The 26,377-nt window shown below is 61.8% G+C and carries 22 protein-coding genes; 17 read left to right on the forward strand and 5 right to left on the reverse strand.

Annotated elements, in window-relative coordinates:
* The first annotated feature begins 15 nt into the window (after positions 1 to 15).
* The gene (gene trmD, locus CRO06_RS06060) at positions 16 to 786 is read left to right on the forward strand and encodes a tRNA (guanosine(37)-N1)-methyltransferase TrmD (protein ID WP_055099112.1); all 771 of its coding nucleotides are present in this window, start codon (positions 16 to 18) and stop codon (positions 784 to 786) included.
* Positions 787 to 801: 15 nt separating this feature from the next.
* Positions 802 to 1,158, forward strand: a complete 357-nt coding sequence (gene rplS, locus CRO06_RS06065; protein WP_022995501.1) for a 50S ribosomal protein L19 — start codon at positions 802 to 804, stop codon at positions 1,156 to 1,158.
* Between the two features lie 226 nt (positions 1,159 to 1,384).
* On the opposite strand, the gene CRO06_RS06070 is transcribed toward rplS, so the two are convergent.
* Positions 1,385 to 1,645, reverse strand: a complete 261-nt coding sequence (locus CRO06_RS06070) for a GlsB/YeaQ/YmgE family stress response membrane protein (protein WP_022995502.1) — start codon at positions 1,643 to 1,645, stop codon at positions 1,385 to 1,387.
* A gap of 144 nt (positions 1,646 to 1,789) precedes the next feature.
* On the opposite strand from CRO06_RS06070, the gene xerD reads away from it, so the two are divergent.
* From xerD to CRO06_RS06100, 6 genes are all read left to right on the forward strand, one after another.
* The gene (gene xerD, locus CRO06_RS06075; protein WP_022995503.1) at positions 1,790 to 2,701 is read left to right on the forward strand and encodes a site-specific tyrosine recombinase XerD; all 912 of its coding nucleotides are present in this window, start codon (positions 1,790 to 1,792) and stop codon (positions 2,699 to 2,701) included.
* Between the two features lie 64 nt (positions 2,702 to 2,765).
* Positions 2,766 to 3,503 carry a DsbC family protein gene (locus CRO06_RS06080; RefSeq protein ID WP_022995504.1) on the forward strand — a complete coding sequence of 246 codons (738 nt, stop codon included), beginning with the start codon at positions 2,766 to 2,768 and terminating at the stop codon, positions 3,501 to 3,503.
* Positions 3,504 to 3,647: 144 nt separating this feature from the next.
* Entirely contained in the window at positions 3,648 to 4,841 is a 1,194-nt protein-coding gene (alaC, locus tag CRO06_RS06085) for an alanine transaminase (protein WP_022995505.1), read from the forward strand.
* Between the two features lie 60 nt (positions 4,842 to 4,901).
* The gene (locus tag CRO06_RS06090; protein ID WP_022995506.1) at positions 4,902 to 6,203 is read left to right on the forward strand and encodes a homoserine dehydrogenase; all 1,302 of its coding nucleotides are present in this window, start codon (positions 4,902 to 4,904) and stop codon (positions 6,201 to 6,203) included.
* A gap of 68 nt (positions 6,204 to 6,271) precedes the next feature.
* Positions 6,272 to 7,366, forward strand: coding sequence for a threonine synthase (thrC, locus tag CRO06_RS06095; RefSeq protein WP_022995507.1), 1,095 nt, complete (start codon positions 6,272 to 6,274; stop codon positions 7,364 to 7,366).
* A 260-nt stretch (positions 7,367 to 7,626) separates the two neighbouring features.
* Positions 7,627 to 8,763 carry a porin gene (locus CRO06_RS06100; protein ID WP_022995508.1) on the forward strand — a complete coding sequence of 379 codons (1,137 nt, stop codon included), beginning with the start codon at positions 7,627 to 7,629 and terminating at the stop codon, positions 8,761 to 8,763.
* A gap of 53 nt (positions 8,764 to 8,816) precedes the next feature.
* Here the strand turns inward: CRO06_RS06100 and CRO06_RS06105 are convergent, their stop codons facing one another.
* Positions 8,817 to 10,052 carry a serine hydrolase domain-containing protein gene (locus CRO06_RS06105; RefSeq protein WP_097057997.1) on the reverse strand — a complete coding sequence of 412 codons (1,236 nt, stop codon included), beginning with the start codon at positions 10,050 to 10,052 and terminating at the stop codon, positions 8,817 to 8,819.
* Between the two features lie 150 nt (positions 10,053 to 10,202).
* Here CRO06_RS06105 and CRO06_RS06110 point away from each other — a divergent pair, with 150 nt between their 5' ends.
* Positions 10,203 to 10,520 carry an Mpo1-like protein gene (locus CRO06_RS06110; protein ID WP_022995510.1) on the forward strand — a complete coding sequence of 106 codons (318 nt, stop codon included), beginning with the start codon at positions 10,203 to 10,205 and terminating at the stop codon, positions 10,518 to 10,520.
* Positions 10,517 to 10,957 (forward strand): group III truncated hemoglobin, encoded by a 441-nt coding sequence (locus CRO06_RS06115; RefSeq protein ID WP_022995511.1) that lies wholly within the window; start codon positions 10,517 to 10,519, stop codon positions 10,955 to 10,957. The genes CRO06_RS06110 and CRO06_RS06115 overlap by 4 nt, the downstream gene beginning before the upstream one ends.
* A 146-nt stretch (positions 10,958 to 11,103) precedes the next feature.
* Here the strand turns inward: CRO06_RS06115 and CRO06_RS06120 are convergent, their stop codons facing one another.
* A complete protein-coding gene (locus tag CRO06_RS06120) occupies positions 11,104 to 12,303 on the reverse strand; it encodes a CaiB/BaiF CoA transferase family protein (RefSeq protein ID WP_097057998.1) in 1,200 nt (399 codons plus the stop codon).
* A 97-nt stretch (positions 12,304 to 12,400) separates the two neighbouring features.
* Between CRO06_RS06120 and trmH the strand changes: the two genes are divergently transcribed.
* From trmH to CRO06_RS06135, 3 genes are all read left to right on the forward strand, one after another.
* A complete protein-coding gene (gene trmH / locus CRO06_RS06125; RefSeq protein WP_026949018.1) occupies positions 12,401 to 13,105 on the forward strand; it encodes a tRNA (guanosine(18)-2'-O)-methyltransferase TrmH in 705 nt (234 codons plus the stop codon).
* On the forward strand, positions 13,102 to 13,779 hold the full coding sequence (locus CRO06_RS06130) for a 50S ribosomal protein L11 methyltransferase (RefSeq protein WP_063140100.1): 678 nt from the start codon (positions 13,102 to 13,104) through the stop codon (positions 13,777 to 13,779). The genes trmH and CRO06_RS06130 overlap by 4 nt, the downstream gene beginning before the upstream one ends.
* A 99-nt stretch (positions 13,780 to 13,878) precedes the next feature.
* Complete coding sequence (locus CRO06_RS06135; protein WP_051414290.1) at positions 13,879 to 15,276, forward strand: DegQ family serine endoprotease; 1,398 nt, start codon at positions 13,879 to 13,881, stop codon at positions 15,274 to 15,276.
* Positions 15,277 to 15,345: 69 nt separating this feature from the next.
* On the opposite strand, the gene CRO06_RS06140 is transcribed toward CRO06_RS06135, so the two are convergent.
* Together CRO06_RS06140 and CRO06_RS06145 are read right to left on the reverse strand one after the other, a co-directional pair.
* Positions 15,346 to 16,935 carry a hypothetical protein gene (locus CRO06_RS06140; protein ID WP_097057999.1) on the reverse strand — a complete coding sequence of 530 codons (1,590 nt, stop codon included), beginning with the start codon at positions 16,933 to 16,935 and terminating at the stop codon, positions 15,346 to 15,348.
* A 316-nt stretch (positions 16,936 to 17,251) separates the two neighbouring features.
* A complete protein-coding gene (locus tag CRO06_RS06145; protein ID WP_097058000.1) occupies positions 17,252 to 18,847 on the reverse strand; it encodes a GMC family oxidoreductase in 1,596 nt (531 codons plus the stop codon).
* A 444-nt stretch (positions 18,848 to 19,291) separates the two neighbouring features.
* On the opposite strand from CRO06_RS06145, the gene CRO06_RS06150 reads away from it, so the two are divergent.
* The 4 genes from CRO06_RS06150 (at position 19,292) to CRO06_RS06165 (ending at position 26,372) form a co-directional block, all read left to right on the forward strand.
* Entirely contained in the window at positions 19,292 to 19,852 is a 561-nt protein-coding gene (locus CRO06_RS06150) for an HNH endonuclease (RefSeq protein ID WP_097058001.1), read from the forward strand.
* 154 nt (positions 19,853 to 20,006) lie between these two features.
* Positions 20,007 to 22,751: a bifunctional glycoside hydrolase/polysaccharide deacetylase family protein gene (locus CRO06_RS06155; RefSeq protein ID WP_097058053.1), complete on the forward strand. Its 2,745-nt coding sequence runs from the start codon at positions 20,007 to 20,009 to the stop codon at positions 22,749 to 22,751.
* Positions 22,714 to 23,595 carry a hypothetical protein gene (locus tag CRO06_RS06160; RefSeq protein ID WP_097058002.1) on the forward strand — a complete coding sequence of 294 codons (882 nt, stop codon included), beginning with the start codon at positions 22,714 to 22,716 and terminating at the stop codon, positions 23,593 to 23,595. Before CRO06_RS06155 ends, CRO06_RS06160 begins: the two co-directional genes overlap by 38 nt.
* Positions 23,592 to 26,372 (forward strand): tetratricopeptide repeat protein, encoded by a 2,781-nt coding sequence (locus tag CRO06_RS06165; RefSeq protein WP_097058003.1) that lies wholly within the window; start codon positions 23,592 to 23,594, stop codon positions 26,370 to 26,372. The genes CRO06_RS06160 and CRO06_RS06165 overlap by 4 nt, the downstream gene beginning before the upstream one ends.
* Positions 26,373 to 26,377 lie beyond the last annotated feature (5 nt).

The following is a 26,377-nucleotide window of genomic DNA, read 5'->3' on the forward strand; positions in this document are numbered from 1 at the left end:
ACAGGGAGGCGCTCAATGCGAATCGCGCTGATGACGCTGTTCCCGGAAATGACCGGGCTGGTAACCGGCTTCGGCGTGACCCGGCGGGCCATCGAAAATGGCCGGCTGAGTCTGGAAGCGGTCAATCCCCGGGATTTCACCGATGACCGACACCGCACCGTGGACGATCGCCCCTTTGGCGGCGGGCCGGGCATGGTGATGAAAGTCGAGCCCCTGGAACGCGCACTGAGCGCGGCCCGGGAGCGAGTGGGCCCGGCCCGGGTGATCTATCTGTCACCTCAGGGGCGGCCGCTGACCCAGCGCAAGGCCCAGGAACTGGCCGCCGAGCCGGCATTGATCCTGGTTGCCGGCCGCTACGAAGGGGTCGATGAACGTTTTATCGAAGCGCGGGTGGATGAGCAGATCTCCATCGGCGATTACGTACTCAGCGGCGGTGAACTGCCGGCGCTGGTACTGGTGGATGCCGTGGCGCGCCTGTTACCGGGAGTGCTGGGGCACCAGGATTCGGCAGCCCAGGATTCGTTTTCCGGCGAATTGGAAAACCTGCTGGACTGCCCGCACTATACGCGGCCCGAGGAACACCTGGGCCGGGTGGTGCCTGAAGTCTTGCGTAGCGGCGATCACGAGCGGATTCGCCGCTGGCGTTTGAAGCAGGCACTGGGGCGCACCTGGCGGTGGCGCCCCGACTTGCTCGAAGCCCGCCGCGCCAGTGGCTGGACCGAGGAAGAAGAGCGGCTTCTCAATGAATACATTGGGGAGTACGAGCAGCAATACAGCGATCAATGAACCAAGGAGCACGCCATGAGCGGCAAGAAACCCCTGATTCAGGAAATCGAACAGGCACAGCTGAAAAGCGACGTGCCGGTGTTCGGTCCCGGTGACACCGTCACCGTTCAAGTAAAAGTGAAAGAAGGCACCCGTGAGCGTCTGCAGGCGTTCCAGGGCGTGGTGATTGCCCGCCGTAACCGTGGCCTGAACTCCAATTTCACTGTTCGTAAAGTTTCCCACGGCGTGGGTGTGGAGCGGGTGTTCCAGCTGCACAGCCCGCTGGTCGACTCCATTGAAGTCGTCCGCCGCGGCGATGTTCGCCGCGCCAAACTGTACTACCTGCGTGAGCGTTCCGGTAAGTCCGCGCGTATCAAGGAAAAAATCCGGTAATACGCCACTCGCTCCGGTTGCGAGCTATTGTCGCTTCAGCCTTTGCTGTAGGGCATTCGGAAGCGACCTCTGGCCGAGCAAGGATGCTCCCACCGGACAACAAAAAATTGCCGGGAGCAATTTTAACGTTGCTTTGCAACGGCCCGTAGGGTGATCGCCATGGACGGCGGTCATAAAAAGGCCGCCCCTTCGATGAAAGGGGCGGCCTTTTTGTTTGCAGCGGAGGTTAGCGCTTGGCCAGCAACCGGTACAGGAACAACAGCACTAGTGCGCCGACGATGGCGGTGATGATACTGCCGATCGATAACGAATTTGATGCCGCTCCCGCGCCGATTCCCACCAGAGAACCAAGCCAGCCGCCGACAAAAGCACCGGCGATACCAATCAGAATGGTAATAATGAAGCCGCCCGGATCCTTGCCCGGCATGATCCATTTTGCGATCACACCCGCGATCAGACCCAGTACGATCCAAGAAAGAATTTCCATAGGGCACTCCTTACCTCTGGTAACTCAAAGCCCCTTGAGTATGCCCCGTATGGATGCACGACCCGGGTAATAAATAGTAAAACCCCAGCTTGCTGAGAGTACCGCATGGCGCCAGAATCGCGGAAACGAAACGGGAAATAGGTTATGACGGACCTGTCCGAAGCCCGGCAACGGCTGGTGGATGCCTGGCTCGACAATCAATGGCTGGAGCGGGGGCTGAGCCGTAATACCCTGGAAAACTATGGCCGGGACCTGCGTCAATTCGGAGATTGGTTGAACAGGGAGGAGCACACCCCGCTGGAACAGTGCCAGCGCCATCAGCTGCTGCAGTTCCTCGCCCACCGCCATGAGCAGGGATTGGGCGCGCGCTCGGTGGCCCGTCAGCTTTCCGCCTTGAAGAGTTTTTTCCGCTGGATGAAACGGGAAGGGCGTATCGGCGAGGACCCGACCCTGAACGTGGCACGTCCCAAGACCGGCCGGGCCTTGCCGAAGAGCCTTAGCGAGGCCGATGTGGAAGCGCTGCTGGCGGCGCCGGATCTGGACGATCCGCTCGGTCTGCGCGATCGCGCCATGCTGGAAGTGCTGTACGCCTGCGGTCTGAGGGTGTCGGAGCTGGTCGGCCTGACCCTGGGGCAGGTGAATCAGCGCCAGGGGCTGGTGCGGGTGGTGGGCAAGGGGGACAAGGAGCGGCTGGTGCCCCTGGGGGAAGAGGCTCTGCACTGGCTGGCGCGCTATCTGCGGGAAGCCAGACCCTTGCTGATTCACCCGGATCAGGATGTGCTGTTCCCCAGCCGTCGCGGAGAGACAATGACGCGTCAGGCATTCTGGTACAGGATCAAACAGATCGCGGTCAGCGCGGGGGTGCAAAAGGCGTTGTCACCCCATACACTGCGCCATGCGTTCGCGACACATTTGCTCAACCACGGGGCCGACCTGCGGGTGGTGCAGTTGTTATTGGGGCACAGTGATTTGTCCACCACACAGATCTATACCCATGTGGCGCAGCAGCGGCTACAGACGCTTTATGAGCAACATCATCCCCGGGCGGGAACTTGATGCGCCTGTCGCCACTCAAATAACGATAATCGCCGCAGGGGGCGGCGTACCATTGGAGAATGTCATGAAAAGGATGATGATGGCGGCCCTGGGATTGGTCGCGGCCACCCTGGCGGTGGCGGATTCGGGGGTGGATGAGAAGGCGGTAAGGAAGAACTTCGCCGATACCTTCCCCCAGTTCACAGTCAGCAAAATCGAGCCGGCGCCGGTGGAGGGCATGGCCCAGGTGGAACTCAAGGGCGGCGGTGGAAGCCAGTGGGTATACACCAGTGGTGATGGTCGTTTCATTTTTACCGGTGATCTGCTTGAGCTGCGTGATGGCAAGCCGGTGAATCTGGCGGAGGAACGCCTTGAGAAGGTACGCAAGGAAGGCCTGGCGAAGATCGACAGCAAGCGCATGATTACCTATGCCGCCGCCGACCAGAAGGCGGAAATCTACGCCTTTACCGACATCACCTGTGGTTTCTGCCGCAAGATGCATGAGCACATCGAAGAGTACAACGAGGCCGGGATCACCGTGCATTATCTGGCCTTCCCGCGTGGCGGGCCGGCCTCCGAGGCGGCCGAGAACATGCGCCATATCTGGTGCGCCAAGGACCGGGCCAGCGCTCTTACCGACGCCAAACTGAAGGACAAGATCGTCGAAAACGAGCTGGGCAGCTGTGCCGCCCAGGTAAACGACGAGTATGCCCTGGGTATGGAATTCGGGGTGCGCGGCACGCCAGCGATCTACACCGCCGAAGGCACCCAGTTGGGCGGTTACCTGACCCCGGCGCAAATGCTGCAGCGGCTGCAGCTTTAAGCGGGCCTTCCGCCCCTCGGGACACATTGACGGCGCCCTTTGGCGCCGTTAATGTGTCCGGCTTCCAGTAACCCCGCCACGGCCCGTGACGTGCCCGTTTCGGTACGGTCCCGGACCGCGCCATCTTTCTTGAAGGATTCAGCCGTGGAAGCCGATTTTCAGCGTATTCGCCGTTTGCCGCCTTATGTCTTCAATATCGTTGGAGAGCTGAAGAAAGCGGCGCGAGCGCGGGGCGAGGACATCATCGATTTCGGCATGGGCAATCCGGACCAGCCGACTCCGCCGCACATCGTGGAAAAACTGGTGGAAACCGTGCAGCGCGGCGATACCCACCGTTATTCCCAGTCCCGTGGTATTCCCCGTTTGCGCAAGGCGATCACCGATTGGTACCAGCGCCGCTACAGCGTGGAGCTGGACCCGGAATCCGAGGCTATCGTCACCATCGGCTCCAAGGAAGGGCTGTCGCATCTGGCGCTGGCCACCATGGGCCCCGGTGACACCGTGATGGTGCCCAATCCCAGTTATCCGATCCACCCCTATGGCTTTGTCATCGCCAACGCCGATATCCGTCACGTGCCGCTGGTGCCGGGTGTGGACTTCTTCGAGGAACTGGTACGCGCGATCAAGGAAGCCTGGCCGAAGCCGAAGATGCTGGTGCTGAATTTCCCCGGCAACCCCACCGGTCAGTGCGTGGATCTGGACTTCTTCGAGAAGGTGGTGGCGATCGCCCGGGAATACGGTATTTGGGTGGTGCACGATATCGCCTATGCCGATATCGTTTTCGATGGCTACGAGGCGCCGTCGATCCTGCAGGTGGAAGGCGCCCGCGACGTGGCGGTGGAATTCTTCTCCCTGTCTAAGAGCTACAATATGCCGGGCTGGCGGGTCGGCTTCTGCTGCGGCAACAAGGAGCTGATTCACGCTCTGGCGCGCATCAAGTCCTATCTGGATTACGGCACTTTCACGCCGATTCAGGTGGCCGCTATCGCCGCTCTGGAAGGCGATCAGAGCTGTGTCTCCGAAATTCGCGATCTGTACCTGAAACGCCGTGACGTACTCTGCGACGGCCTCAACGACCTGGGCTGGACGGTGGAAAAGCCCCGCGCCACCATGTTCGTCTGGGCCCGGATTCCGGAACCTTACCGGGCGCTGGGGTCGCTGGAGTTCTCCAAAAAGCTGCTGTCGGAGGCCGGTGTGGCGGTCTCTCCGGGCGTTGGCTTCGGCGAATACGGCGATGACCATGTGCGGTTCGCCCTGATTGAAAATGAGCAACGTACCCGTCAGGCGCTGCGAGGCATCAAGAAGATGTTCCGCGCCGATGGGCTGATCGCGGGCTGACGCCGTTGGCCCCCGTGCATTACACGCACCCTGGATTACACCTATTCTGGAGAGGACCAAGTGAAGTCGATTAAGGTTGGGATCGCTGGCCTGGGCACGGTGGGCTCAGGCACCGTCAATGTACTCAAGCGCAACGCGGGGGAAATTGCCCGGCGCGTGGGTCAGCCCATTGAGATCGCTCACATTGGTGCGCGGCGTGATAATCCCGCCTGCGACATTACCGGTATCCGGGTGTCCCGGGATGTGTTCGACGTCGCCAACGACCCGGACGTGGACATCCTGGTGGAACTGATCGGCGGCACCGACGTCGCCCGCGAGCTGGTGCTCACCGCCATCGGTAACGGCAAACACATCGTCACCGCCAACAAGGCGCTGATCGCCGAGCACGGCAACGAGATTTTCCTCGCCGCCCAGGAACACGGCGTGGACGTGGCTTTTGAAGCGGCGGTGGCCGGCGGTATCCCGATCCTGAAGGCGCTGGGCGAAGGTCTGGCCGCCAACCACATCAACTGGGTGGCGGGCATCATCAATGGCACCGGTAACTACATCCTCACCGAAATGGAGCAGGGCGCGCGCGGCTTCGATGAAGTGCTGGCGGAAGCCCAGGCACTCGGTTACGCGGAAGCCGACCCCACTTTCGATGTGGAAGGTGTGGACGCCGCCCACAAGCTCACCATTCTGGCCTCCATCGCCTTCGGTATCCCGCTGCAGTTCTCCAAGGTCTATATGGAGGGCATCAGCCGTATCACCATCGAGGACGTCAACAGCGCCGCCCAGTTCGGCTACCGCATCAAACACCTGGGGATCGCCAAGGACACCGGCAACGGTATTGAACTGCGCGTGCATCCCACGCTGATCCCGCAGGAAATCATGTTGGCGGCGGTGAACGGCGTGATGAACGCGGTAATGATCGATGGCGACGCGGTCGGCCCCACCCTGTATTACGGCGCCGGCGCCGGCGCCGAGCCCACCGCCTCGGCGGTGGTGGCGGATATCATCGAGCTGGGCCGTGAACTGACCGTGGATCACCACGAACGGGTGCCTTATCTGGGCTTCCACACCGACCAGATGTCCGACGAGCCGGTGTTGACCATCGAGGATATCTCCTGTGGTTACTACCTGCGTTTGCATGTCCAGGACAAGGCCGGCGTGCTGGCGGATGTGACCCGCATTCTCAGCGACAATCGCATCAGCATCGAGGCCATGGTGCAGAAGGAAGTGGACGAAGGGCTGGTGCCCATCGTCATCCTGACCCACCGGGTGCGCGAGGGTGACATGAACGAAGCGCTCAAGCGAATCGCTGCCCTGGACACCGTGGATAACGATATAATGCGTATTCGCGTGGAAACGCTGGACGCTTGAAAAGACGACACGATTAATACCCGTGGGGCCCGTATCCGGGCCTCCACACCAGAAGCAGAGACAATGCCATGCCATTCCGTGACCGCTACACAGGCCTGATCAACCGTTACCGCGACCACCTGCCGGTGAACGACGACACGCCGATCATCAGCCTGGGCGAAGGCAACACCCCGCTGATCCGGCTCAAGAATATTCCGCGCCTGCTCGGCAAGGACGTGGATATCTACGTCAAGTACGAGGGCCTGAACCCCACCGGATCCTTCAAGGATCGCGGCATGACCATGGCGGTGACCAAGGCGGTGGAAGAGGGCAGCAATGCCATCATCTGTGCCTCCACCGGCAATACCTCGGCGGCGGCGGCGGCCTACGCGGCCCGGGCCGGCATCTCCGCGTTCGTGTTGATTCCGGAAGGCAAGATCGCCATGGGCAAGTTGGCCCAGGCGATGATGTACGGTGCCATGATCATGCAGATCCGCGGCAACTTCGACCAGGGCATGGAACTGGTCAAGCAGGTGGCCGAGAAAGCGCCGGTCACCATTGTCAACTCGGTGAACCCGTTCCGTCTGCAGGGGCAGAAAACCGCGGCTTTCGAGATCGTCGAGGAACTGGGCCGGGCCCCGGATTACCACTGCCTGCCGGTGGGCAACGCGGGCAATATTTCCGCCTACTGGATGGGCTACAGCGAATACCACAAAGCCGGTATCGCCGGCAGCGTGCCGCGCATGGTCGGCTACCAGGCGGCGGGCGCGGCGCCGTTCCTGCGGGGCGCGGCGGTGGAGAACCCGGAAACCGTGGCCACCGCCATCCGTATCGGTAACCCGCAGTCCTGGGACAAAGCCTGGACCGCGCAGAAGGATTCCGAAGGCTGGTTCGATGAACTGACCGATGAGGAAATCCTGGCCGCGCAAAAACTGCTGGCGCAAAAAGAAGGGGTGTTCTGCGAACCGGCTTCCGCCGCTTCCATTGGTGGCGCCATGCGTGACATCAAGGCTGGCAAGATCGCCGAAGGCAGCACCATCGTCTGCACCCTGACGGGAAACGGACTCAAGGATCCGGACACCGCCATCGCGCAATGTCAGCAGGAACTGTCTTCCGGCGCCCGTATGGTGACCATCGATGCCGAGCTGGACGCGGTGAAGAAAGCTATTCTGGACAATCTGTAATCCTCAATTGAAGCGGCCACGACACCATTCGTGGCCGCTTTTTCTTGTTCTTACCGGGCGGTTTTCGCGGCCCGGTAAAACACTCCTGACGTGACCCCACCTGTTTGGTTGTGATACACCCTTAGGGTGAGCGCGTCCTGTTCGCCGTTTCCATGCCGACGCCGAGCGAGGCGACGGGCACGTCATAATCCGAAAAAGCGGGCAGCAAGGAACGAAACCTTACTTCAATGAAAAGTTCTGACTCGACTGGGGAGAAGCCGATGGCAGACAATAAGCGGGCTCTACCGGCCCTGGCGCTGGGCGCCGTATCCTCTTTGTTTCTGGTACAAAATGCGCAGGCGGGTGCTGAGCTCAGCGCCGGCGTCTGGTGGGTGTACCAGTACGTGGATAAATCCGATTTTGGCGGTCCCAATTCCGCCTTCGACGCGGACCTGGACCGGGAAACCGGCGGTAATTTCGCCGACCCGGCGTTCATTCTCTACGCCGATGACGACGGTGGTTACGGCCCCTGGCGTTTCAGCGCCGAAGCCCGTATCGGCAGAGGCTCCTTCACCGACGTCAACAACAACAGCAGTGGCGATACCTTCGCCATGCACAAAGCCTGGATTGGTTATGAGTTCAACGACCATACCTTGCTCAAAGTCGGTAAGAGCCAGGTGCCGTTCGGCTGGAAAACGGTGAACTTCTGGCCTGGAGACGGTCTTCAGGGCGGTTACGGCGATCAGATGGATGTCGGTTTCAAACTCAGCGGCGACGCCGGTGACTTCCACTATGACGCCGCCTATTACCACCAGGACGACTGGGGCGAGGACAGCACCGACACTCTGGATGACAACGGGCACTGGGGTACCAGCGACAGTTACCGCAAGCTGAAAACCGGCGTGCTGAATCTGGACTGGCGCTTCCAGGAAGGCCATACCGTGGGGGCCTCGGTGCAATATGGGCGGATGCAGGACCTCACCGCGGACACCGCTTCCGGGCGCAAGGCCGACGGCGAGCACGTGGCCTATGATCTGCACTACCTGTACCAGCGTGGGCCCTGGAGCTTCAAATACCGCTTTGTCGACGCCCGCCGAGACTTTGGTGGTCTCGATGCCTTCCTGGCCTCCGACGCCGCGCCCGCGGATGAGGAAGTGAAAACCCAGCGGCACGTGGCCGAGGTGATGTATCAGAACCGCAACTGGGCATATTACCTGGACGGCGGCGTGGCCAGCACAGATACACGTAACAATGATGCCGGCGATGTACAGTTTTACGCTCCGGGTATTCGCTACAAGTACGGCCCCGGCTGGCTCTATCTGGAATACCTGTGGTCCGACGGCGACATCGACGCCAACGGTGATGTCTACGAAGGTAATTTCAACGCCGTTTATGTGGCGTTCGATTTTTACTTCTAAGCAAGCTCCTACAGCGGCTTCGTAGTCCTGTCTGTGGCGGATTCCGATAACAGTCAGGCCGTATGCCGGTTGATCGCCATCTGCAACTTCAACAGGGCCGGGAAATGCCGGCCCAGCGCGGCCTTGCCGGTGGTCAGCAGGGCGCCGGAAAGATCCCGGTCCCGATCCGCCCAGCAGTAAATGCTGATGAAACCCAAATGGCCGAAGGCGTTGCTGGTGCCCGGCCCGTACAGGCTCAGGGCACGGGCGCCGAGCATGAAACCAGGCGAGAACGTCAGCGGTACCATCAAGGTACGATCCAGGCGGCCTCCCTTGGTGGCGGCCCGGCCCGTGGCGAAGCGCACGGTTTCCGGACGGAATAATTGCTGGTCCTGATAGCGGCCATCGTCCAGCAGCATCTGGAAGAAGCGGCAGGCCTCCTCGGCGGTGGCGTACAGGTTGCCGGCGGGGATGGTGGCGTCGAGAAAACGGGGATCGTTGGAGAGGCCCACCACTTCCTCCAGCGGTGCGCCCACGGCGTGAGTGAGAAAGGCGTTTACCGGCGGCAATTGCAGTCCGGTGACGGCGTTTTCCGCCGGTGCCACCGCCGGCTCCCGCAGACCATAGGTGAAATAACGCATCCCCATCGGCCGCCGGATCACCCGGTCCAGCAGGGCATCGATGCTCTCCCCGGTGACACGCCGGATGACCTCGCCAAGCACGAAGCCGGCGGTGATCGCGTGATAAGCCTGCTGACGCCCGGGGTTTTCCGGCTTGGCACGGCACAGCAAGGTCATGATCCGCTCATAGTCGAACAGGTCCTCCGCCGCCACCGGCTCGTGGATGCGCGGCACCCCGGCACGATGGGTCAGCACGTGCATCAGGGTGGTCCGGTGCTTGCCCATGGCCCCGTATTCGGGGATGTAATGGCACACTGGCCGGTCCAGATCCAGTTCCCCCCGTTCCGCCAGATGATGCACCAGCATGGCGGTGACCGCCTTGGAGGCGGAAAACAGGCAAATCGGAGTGTCGGTGGTGAGCAGGCGCTGTTGGCCGGCATCGGCGTAGCCGAGGGTGCGATCCAGAAAAACCTGTCCACGACGGCGCAGGCAAAGGGCGATGGCGGGGTTCATGCCGGTGCGGTAGAGCCCGCGGACGTGGCGCCAGATGGTGGCGACCTGTTGCGGACGCAGCCCGGCCTCGGCGGCGGCGCACTCGTCGCCCCGGTCGGTGACCGGCGTCAGATGACGGGGAACGGTGACGGCGCTGGCATTGAAACCGGCGGGAAGGGAAAGGCTGGTCATGGTCATTGATCCATCTCGCGGATGGCCCGATCAGGGCTGTTGTTTGTGCCCGGGTATGGTGGACAATGGCGGTACCAGATGGCTTGGCGCCGCTGCCCTGGGCCGATGACCCCAGGGCCACCAGCGGTGTCGGGCGCAACGGAACAGGTGGACGTTATGACGACGGTAAAGCAATCTGATTTCCAGAGCTTCGCGGAGTTCTACCCCTACTATTTGCAGGAGCACACCAACCCGACCTGCCGGCGCCTGCATTTCATCGGTACGCTGTGTCTGTTCGCGGTGTTGTTCGGTGTTCTGATTTCCGGTAACTGGTGGGGGTTGTTGCTGTTGCCGGTGGTCGGTTACGGCTTTGCCTGGGTGGGGCATTTCTTCTTCGAGAAGAATCGGCCCGCCACCTTCAAGCATCCGTGGTACAGCCTGGCCGGTGATTTTGTCATGTTCAAGGATATCCTGACCGGGCGTATTCGCTGGTGAGTGAACGGCAACGGGTACGGCTTTTTCAGCCCGGTGCCGCCGGGCATCGCTCCAAGTCCGGGCGGCCCGATCTGGATAGTCCGGAACAAATTGATCGCATGGTCTCGCTGTTCTATCAGCGGATTCTTGAGGATCCGTTGTTGGCGCCGGTTTTTCTCGAGGTGGCGCGCATCGATCTCGATGAGCACCTGCCGCTGATCGCTGCTTTCTGGAAGAAACTGTTGCTTGGCGATGACCGTTATAATCGGCATATGATGGCCAAACACCGGGCGGTGGACGACAAGATGCCGCTCACCGGCGCCCATCATGAGCGCTGGCTGGGGTTGTTCATGGCCAATCTGGACCAGCACTTCGAAGGGCCCCATACCGACCGTGCAAGGCAACTGGCCGCGCGCATCATCGACAATCTCTACGAGCAGCTGTCACAGCGCCGTTGAGGCGTTTCCTCTTTCCTCAGCCTTGACTCCGAACCGCTGTGGAAGCTTGCTTGCAAGCGAATCTTTTGCCCCAAGAATCCATTCGCTTGCAAGCAAGCTTCCCACAGCGGCCTCGCGGAACCTATGTTGTATTCAGGCCCGCGCCGCTATCCCAGCACGCCCTCGTTCCGCAGCGCCTGGAACTCCGCCTCGGACAACCCCAGATCCTCACGTAATACCGCTTCAGTGTGAGTGCCGGCCTCACCGCCGGGCCAGCGGGTGCCGCCGGGGGTGCCGGCAAGGCGTGGCGTGAGGGCGGGGATACGCAGCGGTTTACCGTTGATTTCCACCTGTTGGAACAAGCCGCGTGCCTGGAAGTGCGGGTCGGCCATCATGTCGGCGGCGCTGTAAATCGGACCGCAAGGCACCCGGGCTTCCTCCAGCCGTGCCAGTACCCGGGGACTGTCCTGGCCGGCGCACCAGTCACCAATAATGGCGTCCAACTCTGCTTCGTGCTCCACCCGCCCCGGGTTGTGAGCCAGACGTGGATCATCGGCCAGGTCGTCACGGTCCATGGCCTGCATCAGCCGTTTGAAGATGGAATCGCCATTGCCGCCGATGATGACGTACTTGCCATCGCCACAGCGGTAGGTATTGGTGGGGACAATGCCGGTGACGGTGGAGCCGGACGGTTGGCGAACCAGACCGGCGCCATCGAATTCGGGGATCACCGCTTCCAGCAGATTGAACACCGACTCGTACAGGGCCACATCCACCACCTGGCCCTGTTGGCTGCCGTGCCGTTCCAGCAAGGCCAGGGCGATGCCAAGAGCCGCGTGCAGGCCGGCGATGGTGTCGCCCAGGGACAGATTGGGCCGCACCGGGCGTTCGCCGGGAAAGCCGTTGACGTAGCGCAGCCCGCCGACCCCTTCGCACACCGAAGCGTAGCCGGGCTTGTCGGCGTAGGGCCCGTCCTGGCCATAGCCGGAAATTCGCGCGTACACCAGGCCGGGATTGCTTTGCTGGAAACGCTCCGGGCCCAGCCCCCAGGATTCCAGGGTGCCGGGGCGGAAATTCTCGATCAGCACATCGGCGCGGTCGATCAGCTGCCCGGCCAGTTGGCGGCCGCGGTCGGTCTTCAGATCCAGAGTGACCGAGCGCTTGTTGCGGCCCAGGCTGCGCCACCAGAACGAGGTGCCGGTGTCATCCAGGGATCGCCAGCGACGGATCGGGTCGCCGCCGGGAGGCTCCACCTTGATCACGTCAGCGCCAAAATAGGCGAGCAGCGTGCCGGCAAAAGGGCCGGCCAGCAATTGGCCCAGTTCCACCACGCGGATACCGGCCAGGGGCAGGGAACGTTCGCTCATCGGGTCTTCCTTCGTTATCTGAGCGCATTGTGCCCGACGGAACGGGCACAGGCGAACCCCGTGCTACAATCGCGCTTCGCCAACAACAGGAGTCCCCATGACCCCGGAACGCTATCGCCGGTTGCTGGATACATTGGATCGCCGCCAGCCGGATCTCACCGTGATCATGGAAGGGGTGCACAAACCCCATAATATCGCCGCCGTGGTGCGCACCTGCGACGCCGTCGGCATTCTCGACGTGCACGCCGTGCTGCCGGAAAATCGCGCCAAAGTAGCGGCGGGCACCGCCATGGGGTCACAGCGCTGGATCAATCTGCACAAGCATAACGACGGGGTGGCCGCCATCGAACAGGTGCGCGCCCAGGGCATGCAGGTGCTGGCCGCCCACTTTTCCGATACCGCGCTGCCATACCGCGAAGTGGATTTCACCAAGCCCACGGCGTTATTGCTGGGCACCGAGCGCTTCGGTGTCAGCGAAGCCGCCGGCGCCGCCGTGGACGGCCATGTGATCGTGCCGATGATGGGCATGGTGGCGTCGTTCAATGTCAGCGTGGCGGCGGCGATTATCCTGTCCGAAGCCTGCGAACAGCGGCGCGCGGCAGGATTCTACGATCGCCCCCGGCTGGACCCGGAAACCTACCGGCATACGTTGTTCCGCTGGGCGCACCCAAAACTGGCGGGCTATTGTGATCGCTATGGCCTGCCTTATCCGGAATTGAATGACAGCGGCGAAGTACGTCATGCCACGCGATTCAACGCGGAACTGGCCGCCGCCAAGGCGCGGCAGGAAGCGGTGTCGTGAGCGTATCAGCGCCACTGGCGCTGCAGGCCCGCCTCAATGCCCTGCTGCCGGAAATCCAACTGTGTGCCACGCCGCTGCCGCTGGTACCGGAGCTGTCCTTATGGCTGCTGGACCGGCTGCTGGCGGACCAGCGTCTGGAGCAGGAGGTGGCCAATGCCTTGATGGAAGCGCCGCCATACTGGTCGTTATGTTGGGCCTCGGGGCAGGTGTTGGCACGTCACCTGCTGACCCACCCGGAGTGGGTGAAGGGCCGCTGTGTGGTGGACGTGGGGCCCGGCTCCGGTGTGGTGGCGGTGGCCGCCGCCCGGGCCGGTGCCCGTCGGGTCATTGCCTGCGACCTGGACCCGGACGCGCTGGCCGCCAGCGAAGCCAACGCCGCCCTCAACGGGGTCAGTGTGGAATTGAGCGACGATCTGGAGGCCTGTCTGGCTGTGGCCGATCGCGTTACCGCCGCCGATATTCTCTACGACCGGGATAACCTGCCCCTGCTGGACCGCTTTCGCCAGGCCGGCGCGCCGGTGTTGCTGGCGGATTCCCGTATCGCCGGACTGAATCCGCCGGGGTATCGTCTGCTGGGACATTGGCATGCGACCACCTGGCCGGATCTGGGGGAAGCCAATGAGTTCAACCAGGTACGGCTGTTTTTATCGGAACCCCATTTGTTGGAACCCTGAAGGCCGGGCGAGGGTCGAAGGTTCACGATCCGCTAACCTGGCTGTCGTGTTGATGGCCAGTTCAAGCCCGATTAAGTTAGTGCCCAGGTACAGGAGGATGTGGCCTTGTACGCACCATTGAGATCCTATTATTCCTTTATTTGCGCGCTTTGCGTTGCTCTGTTGTTGGCCGCCGCCGTACCGGCTCGGGCGGCGTTGCCCGTGGCGCAGGGGGAATCGTTGCCGACGCTTGCGCCGATGTTGGAAAAAACCGCGCCGGCGGTGGTGAACATCGCCATCGAGACGCGGGTGCGGACCGCCCGCAATCCGCTGCTGGAGGATCCGTTCTTCCGTCGCTTTTTCAATATTCCCGAACAGCAGCAGCCTTCCACCCGGCGTGCCATCAGCGCCGGCTCCGGCGTTATTGTCGACGCCAAGCAAGGCTACGTGCTGACCAACGCCCATGTGGCCAAGAACGCGGATAAAATCGAAGTGACTCTCACCGATGGCCGCGAACTGAGCGCGGAACTGGTGGGACTGGATGAGGAAGTGGATCTGGCGGTGCTCAAGCTGGACAAGACCGATGATCTGACCCAGATCCGGATCGGCGACTCCACCGGGTTGCGGGTGGGGGATTATGTTCTGGCCATCGGCAACCCATTTGGTTTGGGCCAGACCGTGACCTCCGGCATCGTCTCCGCGCTGGGCCGGACCGGCCTGGGCATTGAAGGCTACGAGAACTTCATTCAAACCGACGCCTCCATCAACCCCGGCAATTCCGGCGGTGCGCTGGTCAACCTGCGTGGCGAACTGGTCGGTATTAACACGGCAATCCTGGCGCCTTCCGGAGGGAACGTCGGTATCGGTTTCGCCATTCCCACGGAGATGGCGGTGAATGTGATGGAGCAGTTGATCGAGCATGGCGAGGTACGACGTGGCGTGCTGGGCGTGACGATCCAGGATCTGACACCGGAGCTGGCGGATGCCTTCCAGGTGAAACAACGGCAGCGTGGCGTGGTGGTCACCAATGTGGTGGAAGACAGCGCCGCGGATAAAGCCGGTCTCAAGGCCGGTGACGTGGTGGTGGAAGTGGATGGCCAGGCGGTGACCCGGGCGGCGGACTTGCGTAACAAGGTCGGGTTGTCGCCGGTGGGCGAAAAAGTGCGGCTCAACATTATTCGCGATGGCCGTAAGCGCGAAGTCGTGGCGGTCATTACCGAGTCCGATCAACGCCAGTCCGGTGGCGACGCCATCTCCAAGTTCCTGCAAGGCGCCAGTCTGCGCGATCTGCGTAAAGGTGAGCTGCGGCACGCTGACAGTGGCGTACTGGTGGAAGCGGTGGAACGTAATTCCCCGGCCTGGCGTGCCGGCTTGCGTGGCGGCGATGTGATTATCAATGCCAATCGTCAGAATGTGGCCAACATGAAGGAACTGGAGTCGGCGGTGCCCGATGCCGATGCCGCCCTGTTGTTGCGTGTCAATCGTGACGGCGGTGTATTCTTCGTGGTGGTGCGCTGATCCAGGTAAATCCTGACACGGGCGTATAAGGCTGTCCCACAATGGTGGGACAGCCGGGCCCGGTCTTCGCTAACGGGCCGGAAACGCAGTCCAGCGATCCAGCCAGGTGGCACTGGCGCCGGGCCGCACCGCGCCGAGGTAGTTGGCCGCTTCGTCCCAGAATTCGCCTTGAGGTACTGGTACCGCGCCGCGCGCCGCTGGTGAGCGCAGAGCCGGCGTGGCATTGGGATGATACGGATTGATCGCATCCTGATTGAAGCGCGGGTCCTCATCGAAACGGACGCTGCTCAATCCCCGGAAAAAGGCGTCTTCGTCGAAGCCGTTGTCGTCGTCCGCGTCTTCTTGCTCCGCTTCGAAATAACTCAGGCCGCGCGGGCCAATGCCATGCATCAGCACGCCTTGAAAATCCAGCGCGCCGGTATCCAGGTTCGCCACCGTGGCACCATCGCGCAGATCGATGGCTTCGCCGGAAAAGCCGCTGATTATCAGATTGTGGAAATGGCCTCCGGTGCCTTCGCGCAGGGTCATGGCACGATGATGGCGGGTGCTGCTGCGCGGTGACACCAGAGTGATGTTGTACATGATCGGTTCGGAGCGGGGGCGTGCCTGGTGATGAGCGCCGTTGTTGTCCGCTTCGAAGGCGTTGTCGCCGGTATCCTCGTGCTGTTGTATCAGCAGGAACTGCACTCTGCCGCGCCAGCCCAGATCCCAATCAAGCCCGTCGTCGCCGGCACCGGTAATAACGATGTGACGTAGATCGACGTTGCCGCCAAACACTTCCACGCCATCGTCCAGGGACCGGTGCACCTGCACATGGCGGACGATGGTGCCGCTGCCACAACCGCCCAGGGTGAGTCCGTTCAGTTCATTGTTGGCATAAACCTCGAAGCCGGCGAACTCGATCCGGGCGTACTCCAGTACGCCGCAACTGCCTTGCGGGTTCTGCCCGCCATAGGCGCCGAGCGGATCGCCGGCATCAATGCCTTCGATTTGAGCGTCGGGTTCGTTGACCGGAGCGTCCCCCAGCAAGACCAGCCCGCCCCAATCGCCGGCGGCTCTTTTCCCTTCAGGCTGGCTGCTGGTGAAAACGATGGGGGCATCCTCGCGGCCGGCGGCGTGGAGACGGGCTCCGCGAGTGACGACCAGCGCCGAGTCGGCGCGGCCGAGAATGCGGGCGCCCGGCTCGATGGTCAGGCGCACGCCGGGCATTACGTACACCACGTCCCCCAGTACCCAATCACGGTCGGCGCTCCAGGTCTGGTCCTGGTCGATCACCCCGGTTACTACCTGGTCGCCTTGCAGGTAGGGCAGAGCCAGCCACCAGAATAGCAGCAGGCACAGCGACAAGGTGCCAATGACCAGAGGCCATGCCAGCCGCCGGTAAGCGAAACGGGAAGAACCCGTGGAGGCCGCTTGGGGACGGGCGCTATTGGCCGCGTCGGCGTGGTCAAGGCGCGCCAGTTCTTCTCCCAGATGACGGATATGGCTGTGCGGGCTGTGACATGCCCGTTCGATAATTTCCGCCCGGTAGCGGGCGTCGTTCAGCAAGGTGTTGAAATGAATGAAGCCAAGACCTGTATCCCCGGCACGGTCGTAGTTTTGCTTTAACTGCCAAAGCAATTCCACCAGACGCGCGCGAGCCGGCGTGCCGTCGCCCATGGTAGCCCCCCAGATGTTTGTGTTTAACAACCCAAAGGTGCCAGTGTGGAAGTGAAAAATGACAGTCGTGCTAAGGGGGGAGGTCTCCATCGGGGCCACGGGTCTGGACAGACCCGCTTCGAGGGAACCGTCGCGCTTCGGGCTTCAGCAATGTTGATCGCTGGCACAGAATGGGCTACGAAGCCGCTGTGGGAGCTTGCCTGCAAGCGAGTCGGGCCCACTTCCTCTACTTCGCTTGCAGACAAGCTCCCATAGCGGCGTTCCTGCAAAGGCGTAACACGGCCCCGCTGTCCCTAACGGGGGGCAACTCTTTTTGTCACGCCACGCCGAGGATATCGTCGGCGGCCTTTTCGGCGATCATCACCGTTGGGGCATTGGTGTTGCCGCCGATCAGTGTTGGCATGATGGAGGCATCCACCACCCGCAGATTTTCCAGGCCGTGCACGCGCAGTTGCGGATCCACCACCGCCATGTCATCGACGCCCATCTTGCAAGTGCCCACCGGGTGGTAAATGTTGTCGCATTTCTCGCGCAGGAAAGCGCGGATCTGATCGTCGGACTGCACCTGGCTGCCGGGAAAGATCTCATTGCCGCGCCAGGGGCCGAGGGCTTGCTGGGCCATGATCCCGCGCATCGCTTTGACCCCGCGTACCATGCCTTCCATGTCGTCCTCATGCTCCAGGAAACGTGGATCGATCAGCGCCGGTGAGCGCGGGTTGGCGTCGCGCAGCCGGATGTCGCCGCGGCTCTTGGGGCGCAGGATGCAGACGTGGCCTGAATAACCGTGCCCGATACTGAACGTCCAGTTCAGGCCGTGGTTGTCCAGTTTGGCGGCGGTCAGGTGCAATTGCAGGTCGGGGATCGGCTCTTCCGGCCGTGATTTGATGAAGCCGCCGGCTTCGGCCACGTTGGAGGTCAACTGACCGGTGCGACGATAGAAAAAGTCCCAGACGCCACGCAGGCCGGAAGTGGGCAGTTCCCAGGGCGACAGTGTCAGGGTGTCGCGTTTCAGGTTCTGGTGCACCACCAGCACGTCCGGATGGTCCTGCAGGTTCTCGCCGACGCCGGGCAGGTCGTGGACCACGTCGATGCCATGCTGCTCCAGTTCCTGGCGCGGACCGACGCCGGACAATTTCAGCAACTGTGGGGAATTGATGGTGCCGCCGCAGAGAATCACCTGGCCGGCGGACAGCGTTTGCACCTTCCCTTGATGCTCCACGTCCACGCCGGTGGCGGTGCGGCCGTCAAAGCGCACCCGGTGCACCAGGGCGCCGGTCATCACGGTCAGATTTTCGCGCTCCAGGGCGGGGTGCAGATAGGCCCGCGCGACGCCGCAGCGTTCACCGTCCTTTTGCGTCACCTTGTAGAAGCCGACCCCTTCCTGGGTGGCGTTGTTGAAATCATCACTGGCCGGATAGCCGGCTTCCTGAGCCGCGCTGACGAATGCCTCGCTGACCGGGTGCCGGAAACGCAGATCGGCCACGTTGAGACGGCCGTGGGTGCCATGGAAATCATCTTCGCCGGCTTCGTAATGTTCGGAGCGCTTGAACACGGGCAGGACATCCTGGTAACCCCAGCCGGGGTTACCCAGGGACTCCCAGTGATCGTAATCCCAGGGGTGGCCGCGGGTGTAACACATGGCGTTGACCGCGGAGGAGCCGCCCAGGGTTTTACCACGGGGAATGTAGATCTGACGGTTATTGAGCGCCTTTTGTGGCACGGTGTAGTAACGCCAGTTACGGCTGTTTGAGCGCATCAGCAGGATGATACCGGCGGGAATGCGAATGAAGAGGCTGTTGTCCGGTGGCCCGGCTTCCAACAGGCACACCCGGTTGTTGGGGTTCTCTGACAGCCGGTTGGCCAATACACAGCCGGCGGAACCCCCGCCGACAATCACGTAATCGTATTGCATGCCGCTCGCCCTTGGTTGTTATCGGCTCTCTGACCGGTCCGCTGCCCCCGGCAGTGAACCGTGGGGGCGTCCTGTGTCACTATCCTCGCATACTAGTCCCGCCACGCATCGGTGTTATTGGCCGAATCCGGACACCGCCAGGCCGGCAAAGTCAGCGACAGCGCGCTTGCGGGGGAGCGGAGCGCTGTTTATGATCAATACAACTTTTATCAACAGTACAACTTTTGCGCAGCTTGCCGCGAGGCGCTGTTTTCTGCTTAGCCGGTTCGGGTCGGTTAAGCAGAGATCAGGGTAGAGGAAGTTCGTCGCAAAGATCCCCTTCACGGGGACGGGCCCACATTCCCGCCGACGCTTTTTTCATTCCCTGTCGCAGAATCGTCACGATAACAGGCTTTCATGGTCCCGCCACAGCGGGAGAAGTTCGTCGAGCAGGCGAGGGTGCCTATGAGTGAGCGCATTCTGCGATTGGATAAGGCCGGCACGCCGGTGGAATGGTTGGACTGGCAGGCCGCGGCCACCCTGTACGCGCGGGGTCTGGTGACCTGGACTCTGGGCGATGTGATTTATCGCCTGCGCGGCGGATTCTGCCGTGTCACCGGCGATCGCTCCCGTTTGTCCCTGCATTCCATTATTGCTTGCGATGGCCTGGCCAGCCCGCGCCGCCGTACCCGTCCGCCGCTGACCAATCGCGCGCTGTTCCGCCGGGATCAGCATGTTTGTCTGTATTGCGGCAAGTCATTTCCCGAATCCCAACTGACCCGTGATCACATCTGCCCCACTTCCCGTGGTGGCCGCGACCACTGGCTCAACGTCGTGGCCGCCTGTCGCCGCTGCAATCAACACAAGGGCAGTCGCCTGCCGGAGGAAATCGGCATGGAGTTGCTGGCGCTGCCTTATGTGCCGAACATGGCCGAGTATCTGGCGCTGATCAACAGCCATCGTATTCGTGGTGACCAGATGGCGTTTTTGCGGAATCAGTTCGGTAAGGACAGTCGTCTGCTCTGATTAACATCTGGTTTCCACTCGCCGCACAGACTGACGTTTTTTTCATGCCGTCTCTCTTACCTTTGGCGCGCAAGTATGTTGGTATCTATAAGGAACTGGATACTAATAAGTGCAACGGAGCCTCTTTTCCCCGATGTTGGCGCGGCTTTTCTTCATGGTTTTTTTATGCGCGGTGGCCGCGGGCTTGCGGGCGCAGGTGCCATCCGCGGCGTTTTATTATGGGCCAGAGGTTCCCTGGGACGAACTGGCCGCTTTTGACATGGCGGTGGTCGAGCCGGCGCAGGCTCCTGTCCCTCCGCCAGATCGGGTTGGCCAGGTGTATGCTTATGTCAGCCTCGGTGAAGTGCTGCCCTCACGGGACTATGCCGCTGGCATTCGCTCGGAGTGGATCCTGGGTGATAATCCGGATTGGCAGACCCGGGTCTTGGATCTGGCCGAGCCGGCACTGAGGGATTATCTGATTGAAAAGGTGATCCGGCCGCTATGGCGCCAGGGATATCGGCGCTTTTTTTTCGATACTCTGGACAGCTACCAACTGGGTGTTGAAACGGACACGGAACGGGCCGCTCAGCGTGAAGGGCTGGAGACCCTGATCCGGCGGGTGGGGGAAACATTTCCCGGGGCCCGCTTCATACTTAACCGCGGATTCGAATTATTGCCGGTGGTTCACCGCTATGTGGATGCGGTGGCGGCGGAGTCCCTGTACCAGCGCTGGCGCCCTGACAGCGGGCGTTATCAGCCGGTGTCCGGCGAGGATCGTGAATGGTTGCTGGCCCGTTTCGAGGAGGTGCGGCAGCGCTATGGTCTGCCCACCATCGCCATTGATTACGCTCCTCCTGAGGACAGGGCCGGGGCCAGAAGCATCGCACAGCGGATTCAGAGCCATGGTGTCGTGCCCTGGGTCAGTAATCCAGCACTGGACATGCTTGGCGTGAGCAACCTGGAAGTTGTTCCACGCCGCGTGTTGATGATCCATGACGTCGCCCAGGACGGCCTCTGGGAGCGTTCGGAAATGGTCCGCTATGGCCTGATGCCGGTGCAGTTTCTCGGTTTGGTCCCGGATATCCGATATATGGGCGAGCCGATGCCAGCGGGTACACTGAACGGTCGTTACGCCGGTATTATCACTTGGTTCAATGATGATACCGGAGTACCACCGGCCTTCCGGCACTGGCTGGCGCGGCAGGCCCGTGCCGGGGTGCCGGTGGCCATGGTCGGGCAATTGCCGGTGGACCCGGGGGATCCCGACGCGGAGGTGTTCGGGCTGCGCCAGCATCCGGAGCCTAAGGAAAGTCCGAGGGTGATAACAAAAGCGCCGGGGATCGGCTTCGAAACGCCGCTGCCGGCGCTGCTGGAAGTGTCATCTCCGATCAGTGCTGACAATGCCGAGCCCTGGCTGACCCTGAGGGCGGGTGGGGAGGATTATATGCCGGTGGCCATCACCGGTTGGGGGGGATACGCGCTTGATCCTTATGTAGTACGCTCGATTCTCCCTACGATCAGCGATGCGGATGTGACGGACCGGTGGGTGATTCAGCCGCTGGACTTTCTGCGTCAGGCATTGAAGTTACCACCGATGCCAATCCCCGATGTCACCACGGAAAACGGCCGCAGACTGTTTTTTGTGCATATGGATGGCGACGGGTTCCCCAGTCTGGCGGAGGTGAGGGGGTATCGCTATCAGGCCGCTGGCGAGGTTTTGCTGCAGGAAATACTGAAGCGTTACCCCGTACCCACCACCATCTCCGTGGTTGAGGGGGAAGTGGCGCGGACCGGACTCTACCCGGAGAGGGCCGAGGAACTGGAGGACATCGCCCGGCGTATTTTCAGGTTGCGGCATGTGGAAGCCGCTACTCACACCTATTCACACCCGTTCTATTGGTATGAAGCAGCGGCTCATCCATCGGAGACTCAGGGCTCCGAAGGGGCACTGCGGTTGGCTGTGCCGGATTACACCCTGGATCTGGAACGAGAATTGGCTGGCTCCGCCCGTTATATCGAGGAAAATCTGTTGCCGCCGGGCAAAAGGGTGGAAATGGTGCTCTGGAGTGGCGATACCAACCCGCCGGAAAAAGCGTTGGAACTGACTCGCAAGGCCGGTCTTCTGAATATGAACGGCAGCGACACGGTGATCACCGAAAGCGCGTCTACCTGGACGCTGATCAAAGGGATCGGCGTGCCCAAGGGTGACGAATATCAGGTGTTTGCTCCGAACCAGAACGAGAATCTGTACACCGGAGAGTGGCTCGGCCCGTTTTACGGGTTTCAACGCGTCATTGAAACGTTTGAGTTGACCGGAGAACCGATCCGCTTCAAACCCATCGATATCTACTACCACACCTATATCGCCAGCAAGAAGGCGTCCCTGGCGTCGCTGAAAAAGGTTTACGACTGGGCGTTGAGTCAGCCGGTCAATCCCGTGTTCGCGTCCGACTACGTGAAAAAGGTGCTTGATTTCAATCGCATGGTGGTGGCGCGCCAGGGAAACCGGTGGCGGGTTCTGGGGGCAGGGGAATTGCGCACCCTGCGTCTCCCGGAAGGCGTGGCATTACCCGATCTTCGAACCAGCCAGGGGCTGGCCGGCTATCAGAGCGGCGGCACCGGGCCCTACCTTCACCTGTCCGGAGGCCGTGCCAGCTGGCAGCCCGGAACGGAGGGAACGGCGCCGGGGATATGGGATGCCAACGGACGTTTGACGGCGTTTGAACGCGATGCGGAGGGCATCACTTTCTCGCTGAAAAGCGCGCTGCCGTTGTTGTTCACTCTGCAGCAGCCCCCCGGTTGTGAATTGCGCCAGAACGAACGCCGTATCAGGCCCGTGTCCCGCGAAGGTGATCGTTATCGTTACAGGAGTGACCGCAGTGAGCTCAACGAGCTACGGCTACAGTGTCGCCCGTGATCGCTGGCGAATAGTGGGGCCGCCGGAACTGCTGGCGCTGGTTCTGTTGATCGGCGTGGTGTGCTGGCTGGTTTTCCCAAGGGATCTCGCTGGCTCGCTGCGCAGCGCCCGCATGGATGCGGTGACGTTGTCCTACACCAACGCCTGGTTGCGGGCCAAGCCCGATGATTTTGGCGTGCGTCTGGTACTGGCGCGCAATCTGATGGACCTGGGGTTGCTCCAGCAAGCCGAGGAACAACTGGACCATCTTTCCCGCCATGCCAGCGATCCATCGACTCTCGCGACACAGGCCTGGTTACGCTCACGGCTTCCGTTTGTGGCGCTGATGGAAATTCCAGCCCGGCAGCGCCGCGATGACCCGCTTTGGGGGCAGTCTCGCGCTGCCCTCGAGCGCGTTGACCGCACGACTTTGTCGTTGCGACAACTGGAGCGATACGCGGAAATGGCGCTGATACTCGACCTGCCTGACGCGGCGGTCCAGGCCTACCGCCAACTGGCGGCCCGGCAGGCGTATCCGGGGGCCTGGTATGCCCGGGGAGCGGCGGCTTTGCTTGCCCGCGGACAGTATCGGGAGGCGGCGGATGAGTACCTGTTGGCAATGGCGTCACAAGAGAACCATTATGGTCGCCGCCGTTATTTCCTGGCCGCGCTATCGAGCCTGGAGAGTGGAGGCCTGATTAGGGAAGCCGCCGCCCTGGGGCAACGTAAGGCGGCGCCGTTTCTGAACGACCAGAAAGTGCTGTATCGACTGATGAACATGGCTCGGGCCGCTGGCGAATATCAGTTGGCGGAACGTTACGCGATCCTGTTGCTGAAACTGGATCAAGGGTTGGGAACACCATGAATGGACGCTGGTTGATTCCAACCACTCTGTTGCTGATGCAGTCCATGGCAGCCAGTGCACAGCCGCCGGCGCCGTATGAGCACCGCTACTACGAAGGCGGTTACCAGGTGTTCGTGGGCAGTGGCAACCTGCCCCGCGCCAGACAGGTAGTCGAGAACGCGTTGTATTGGCGCCCAGACGATCCGCTCTGGATTGAACGGATGGCGCTGGTGACCGGGTGGCAGGGGGACACCGAAGCGTCTCTGGCGGCGTGGTTGCGTTTGGCGGAGGAAGGACATGATGCGGAGGCCTGGCGCCATGTTCTGACCCTGGCGCCGCAAACTTTCGATTTCGAACTGCTGCTCAAGGCCCGGCGCCGTATGCTGCGCGCTGATCCGGGTAATCCCGATCTGGTTGGAAAGGTGGTGCGGGAGTACGAATTGCTGGGTCGGCCGGAAGAGGGCTTCGCGTTTTTGAGGCAATGGTACAGTTCCCATCCGGGGCGTGCGGTGCTGAAGGAATTACAGCGGATAGCGGAACACATCGGACACGATGACGCGGCGGCCTCCTATTACCGGCGTTATATGGATCGGTATGGCGTGGAGTCTGAGATGGCGACGCGGTTAGCGGACTTGCTGTGGTTGCAGGGGAAACGGGAAACGGCCTACCGGGGATTGCGCGCGGATGCCGGAGCCTTGCCCTACGAGGCCGGGGTTACCCGGCGGCTGGCGGTAATGGCGATGGAACTGGGCGATTGGGAAACCGCTTTGCACTCCTACCGGCGTCTGGATGATAACGGCGATGCTTCGGTGGCGGACTATTACCAGTACATTGCTCTGGCGCGTTTCCATGCACCGCGCCGGGTGGCCGCCATTCTGGAACGGCTCTGGAACCGGACCGGGCGTCCGGACATGGCCGTGGGTATGTTGGCGGCCTTGGCGGCCCGGGGCGAGCGCCAGGCGATTGATGACTTCTTCAACAATCTGGATTCCACGAACTTCGAACGGCTGGCGGCAAACCCGGCGTTTTTGCGGTTCCTGGCCGATTATCGGCAGGGCCGGGGGGATCTGGAGGGCGCCCGGGCGGCGCTGTCGCGCGCCCTGATTCTGGACCCGGACGATACGCAGACCCGGGTGGCCTGGCTATGGATAAATGTCAGCGACGGTACTGATGAAGCGCTGGCCGGGTTACTTGAGCGCTGGGAACCAAGTGCCCGCCAGGATGAACGGTTCTGGATGCCACTGGCCGCTGCCCATATGGCGCTGGATCAGCCGGAGCAGGCGCTGCGTTATGAATTGGCCATGCTCGGGCGGGCGCCGCGACAGTGGACCCGCCGCTGGTCCTACGCCCAGGCACTGATCGCGTCGGGGCGTGAGGATCAGGCTTGGCCGGTGATGCGTGAGTTGTGGCGTTCTCCCCCTGTTTCGGAAGACATGACCTCCGCCGAGACCCTGTTGTTCGAGGAAATGCGGTCCGCGTTGGCGGCCCGCTTCGCCAGCGCGGATGAACAGCTGCGGTTTCAGCAGCGGGCCTGGGCGGATACCCCGCCTGAGATGAAGGCGGCCCGGGCGGAGTGGTTGGCGCAATGGGCATTATCGGTGGACGCCCCGGAGCTGGCCCGCCTCTGGTATCTGCGTGAAGGTCGGCTACTGGGGCGGCCGTTGCCGCCGGGCTCGGCTATGGCATTGGCCTACCTGGATAGCGACCATGGTGCAATCAGGACACTGCGTGACGACGCGGCTGACCCCCTGACCGCCGGGGAGCGGCTGGAAGCGGATAACACTCTGGGCCGGGAGCGATGGGCCGCGGCCCAGTTGGCGCGGCAGCAGTACCATGCCCCCGAAGTGGCGGACCGCCATCCGCAACAGGAATCGCTGTTATTGCCCGCGTCTCATAAAGTGGCATCGAGTGTTGAGCGGCGTCACCTCGGCCCGTTGGATGTGGATCTGTTCCAGGTGGGGCAGAGATGGCCCGTCGCTGAGCGCTGGCATCTGGATTGGGAGGGCTCGCGGCGCCGGTTCAGTAGTAACGACCAGCAACAATTGCAGGTCGGGGAGGACGAGCAGCGGCTCACCGTGGCTGCCGCCTATCAAGGCAGGAAACGGGCACTGAGCCTGCGGTTCGGACATCGCTCCTTGTTTGGCTATAACCGCCAGGATTTGGAGTTCAGTGTCAGCGGAGAACCCTTTCGTGACATCGACTGGCGTATCGAGGCCCAGTGGCGGGCTCCCACCGATGAGACATCTGAATTATTGCTGATGGGACAGCGTTCCGGGGTTGCCTTGGAAACGAACTGGCGTCCCATGGCGCATTGGTGGAACGGTGTTTCCCTGGCTCATTACGATTATCAGGATCTGCGTGACCGGGATCTTGGCGAGGGTACTCTGGTCTCCGCGTATACCAGTTGGAGGCCATGGTTGTCGCGCTGGTCACCGGGGGTGCGTCTTCGTCATTCCCAGGCGGGTTTTTCCGGACAGCGCCCGGTTGATCCCGGAATCGATGTCATACACGCCACTGGTAATCCACTGGCGGTGCCGCAAAGCTATCATGAGACCGAACTGGCGTTTTTGCTGGGTATGCCGGATGTTCATATACGGCCGCACCGTATACAGGCCTGGGGCGAATTCGGTGTCACCGATAACAGCTTGTCAGGCACCGGTTTTGTCGCGCGAGTCGGAGCGGAAGGGCCGTGGCTGGGCCGGGATGCCTGGAGACTTTATTTCGAACGGGGCCTGAATACCGGAGGCGGTCAAGAAGACAGCTACCGGTTGGGGCTGGAATATCAGTTCTACTATTAGGAGAA

Origin of the sequence: Alloalcanivorax xenomutans (assembly GCF_900217905.1) — a bacterium.
In the GTDB taxonomy this organism is placed as follows: Bacteria; Pseudomonadota; Gammaproteobacteria; order Pseudomonadales; family Alcanivoracaceae; genus Alloalcanivorax; species Alloalcanivorax xenomutans.

Coding starts and splice junctions, on each gene's coding strand:
- xerD (WP_022995503.1), top strand. CDS start 1,790: ATGACGGACCTGTCCGAAGCCCGGCAACGGCTGGTGGATGCCTGGCTC.
- CRO06_RS06080 (WP_022995504.1), top strand. CDS start 2,766: ATGAAAAGGATGATGATGGCGGCCCTGGGATTGGTCGCGGCCACCCTG.
- thrC (WP_022995507.1), top strand. CDS start 6,272: ATGCCATTCCGTGACCGCTACACAGGCCTGATCAACCGTTACCGCGAC.
- CRO06_RS06150 (WP_097058001.1), top strand. CDS start 19,292: ATGAGTGAGCGCATTCTGCGATTGGATAAGGCCGGCACGCCGGTGGAA.
- CRO06_RS06120 (WP_097057998.1), bottom strand. CDS start 12,303: ATGAGCGAACGTTCCCTGCCCCTGGCCGGTATCCGCGTGGTGGAACTG.
- CRO06_RS06110 (WP_022995510.1), top strand. CDS start 10,203: ATGACGACGGTAAAGCAATCTGATTTCCAGAGCTTCGCGGAGTTCTAC.
- rplS (WP_022995501.1), top strand. CDS start 802: ATGAGCGGCAAGAAACCCCTGATTCAGGAAATCGAACAGGCACAGCTG.
- CRO06_RS06165 (WP_097058003.1), top strand. CDS start 23,592: ATGAATGGACGCTGGTTGATTCCAACCACTCTGTTGCTGATGCAGTCC.
- CRO06_RS06155 (WP_097058053.1), top strand. CDS start 20,007: ATGGTTTTTTTATGCGCGGTGGCCGCGGGCTTGCGGGCGCAGGTGCCA.
- CRO06_RS06100 (WP_022995508.1), top strand. CDS start 7,627: ATGGCAGACAATAAGCGGGCTCTACCGGCCCTGGCGCTGGGCGCCGTA.
- trmH (WP_026949018.1), top strand. CDS start 12,401: ATGACCCCGGAACGCTATCGCCGGTTGCTGGATACATTGGATCGCCGC.
- CRO06_RS06145 (WP_097058000.1), bottom strand. CDS start 18,847: ATGCAATACGATTACGTGATTGTCGGCGGGGGTTCCGCCGGCTGTGTA.
- trmD (WP_055099112.1), top strand. CDS start 16: ATGCGAATCGCGCTGATGACGCTGTTCCCGGAAATGACCGGGCTGGTA.
- CRO06_RS06105 (WP_097057997.1), bottom strand. CDS start 10,052: ATGACCATGACCAGCCTTTCCCTTCCCGCCGGTTTCAATGCCAGCGCC.
- CRO06_RS06070 (WP_022995502.1), bottom strand. CDS start 1,645: ATGGAAATTCTTTCTTGGATCGTACTGGGTCTGATCGCGGGTGTGATC.
- CRO06_RS06140 (WP_097057999.1), bottom strand. CDS start 16,935: ATGGGCGACGGCACGCCGGCTCGCGCGCGTCTGGTGGAATTGCTTTGG.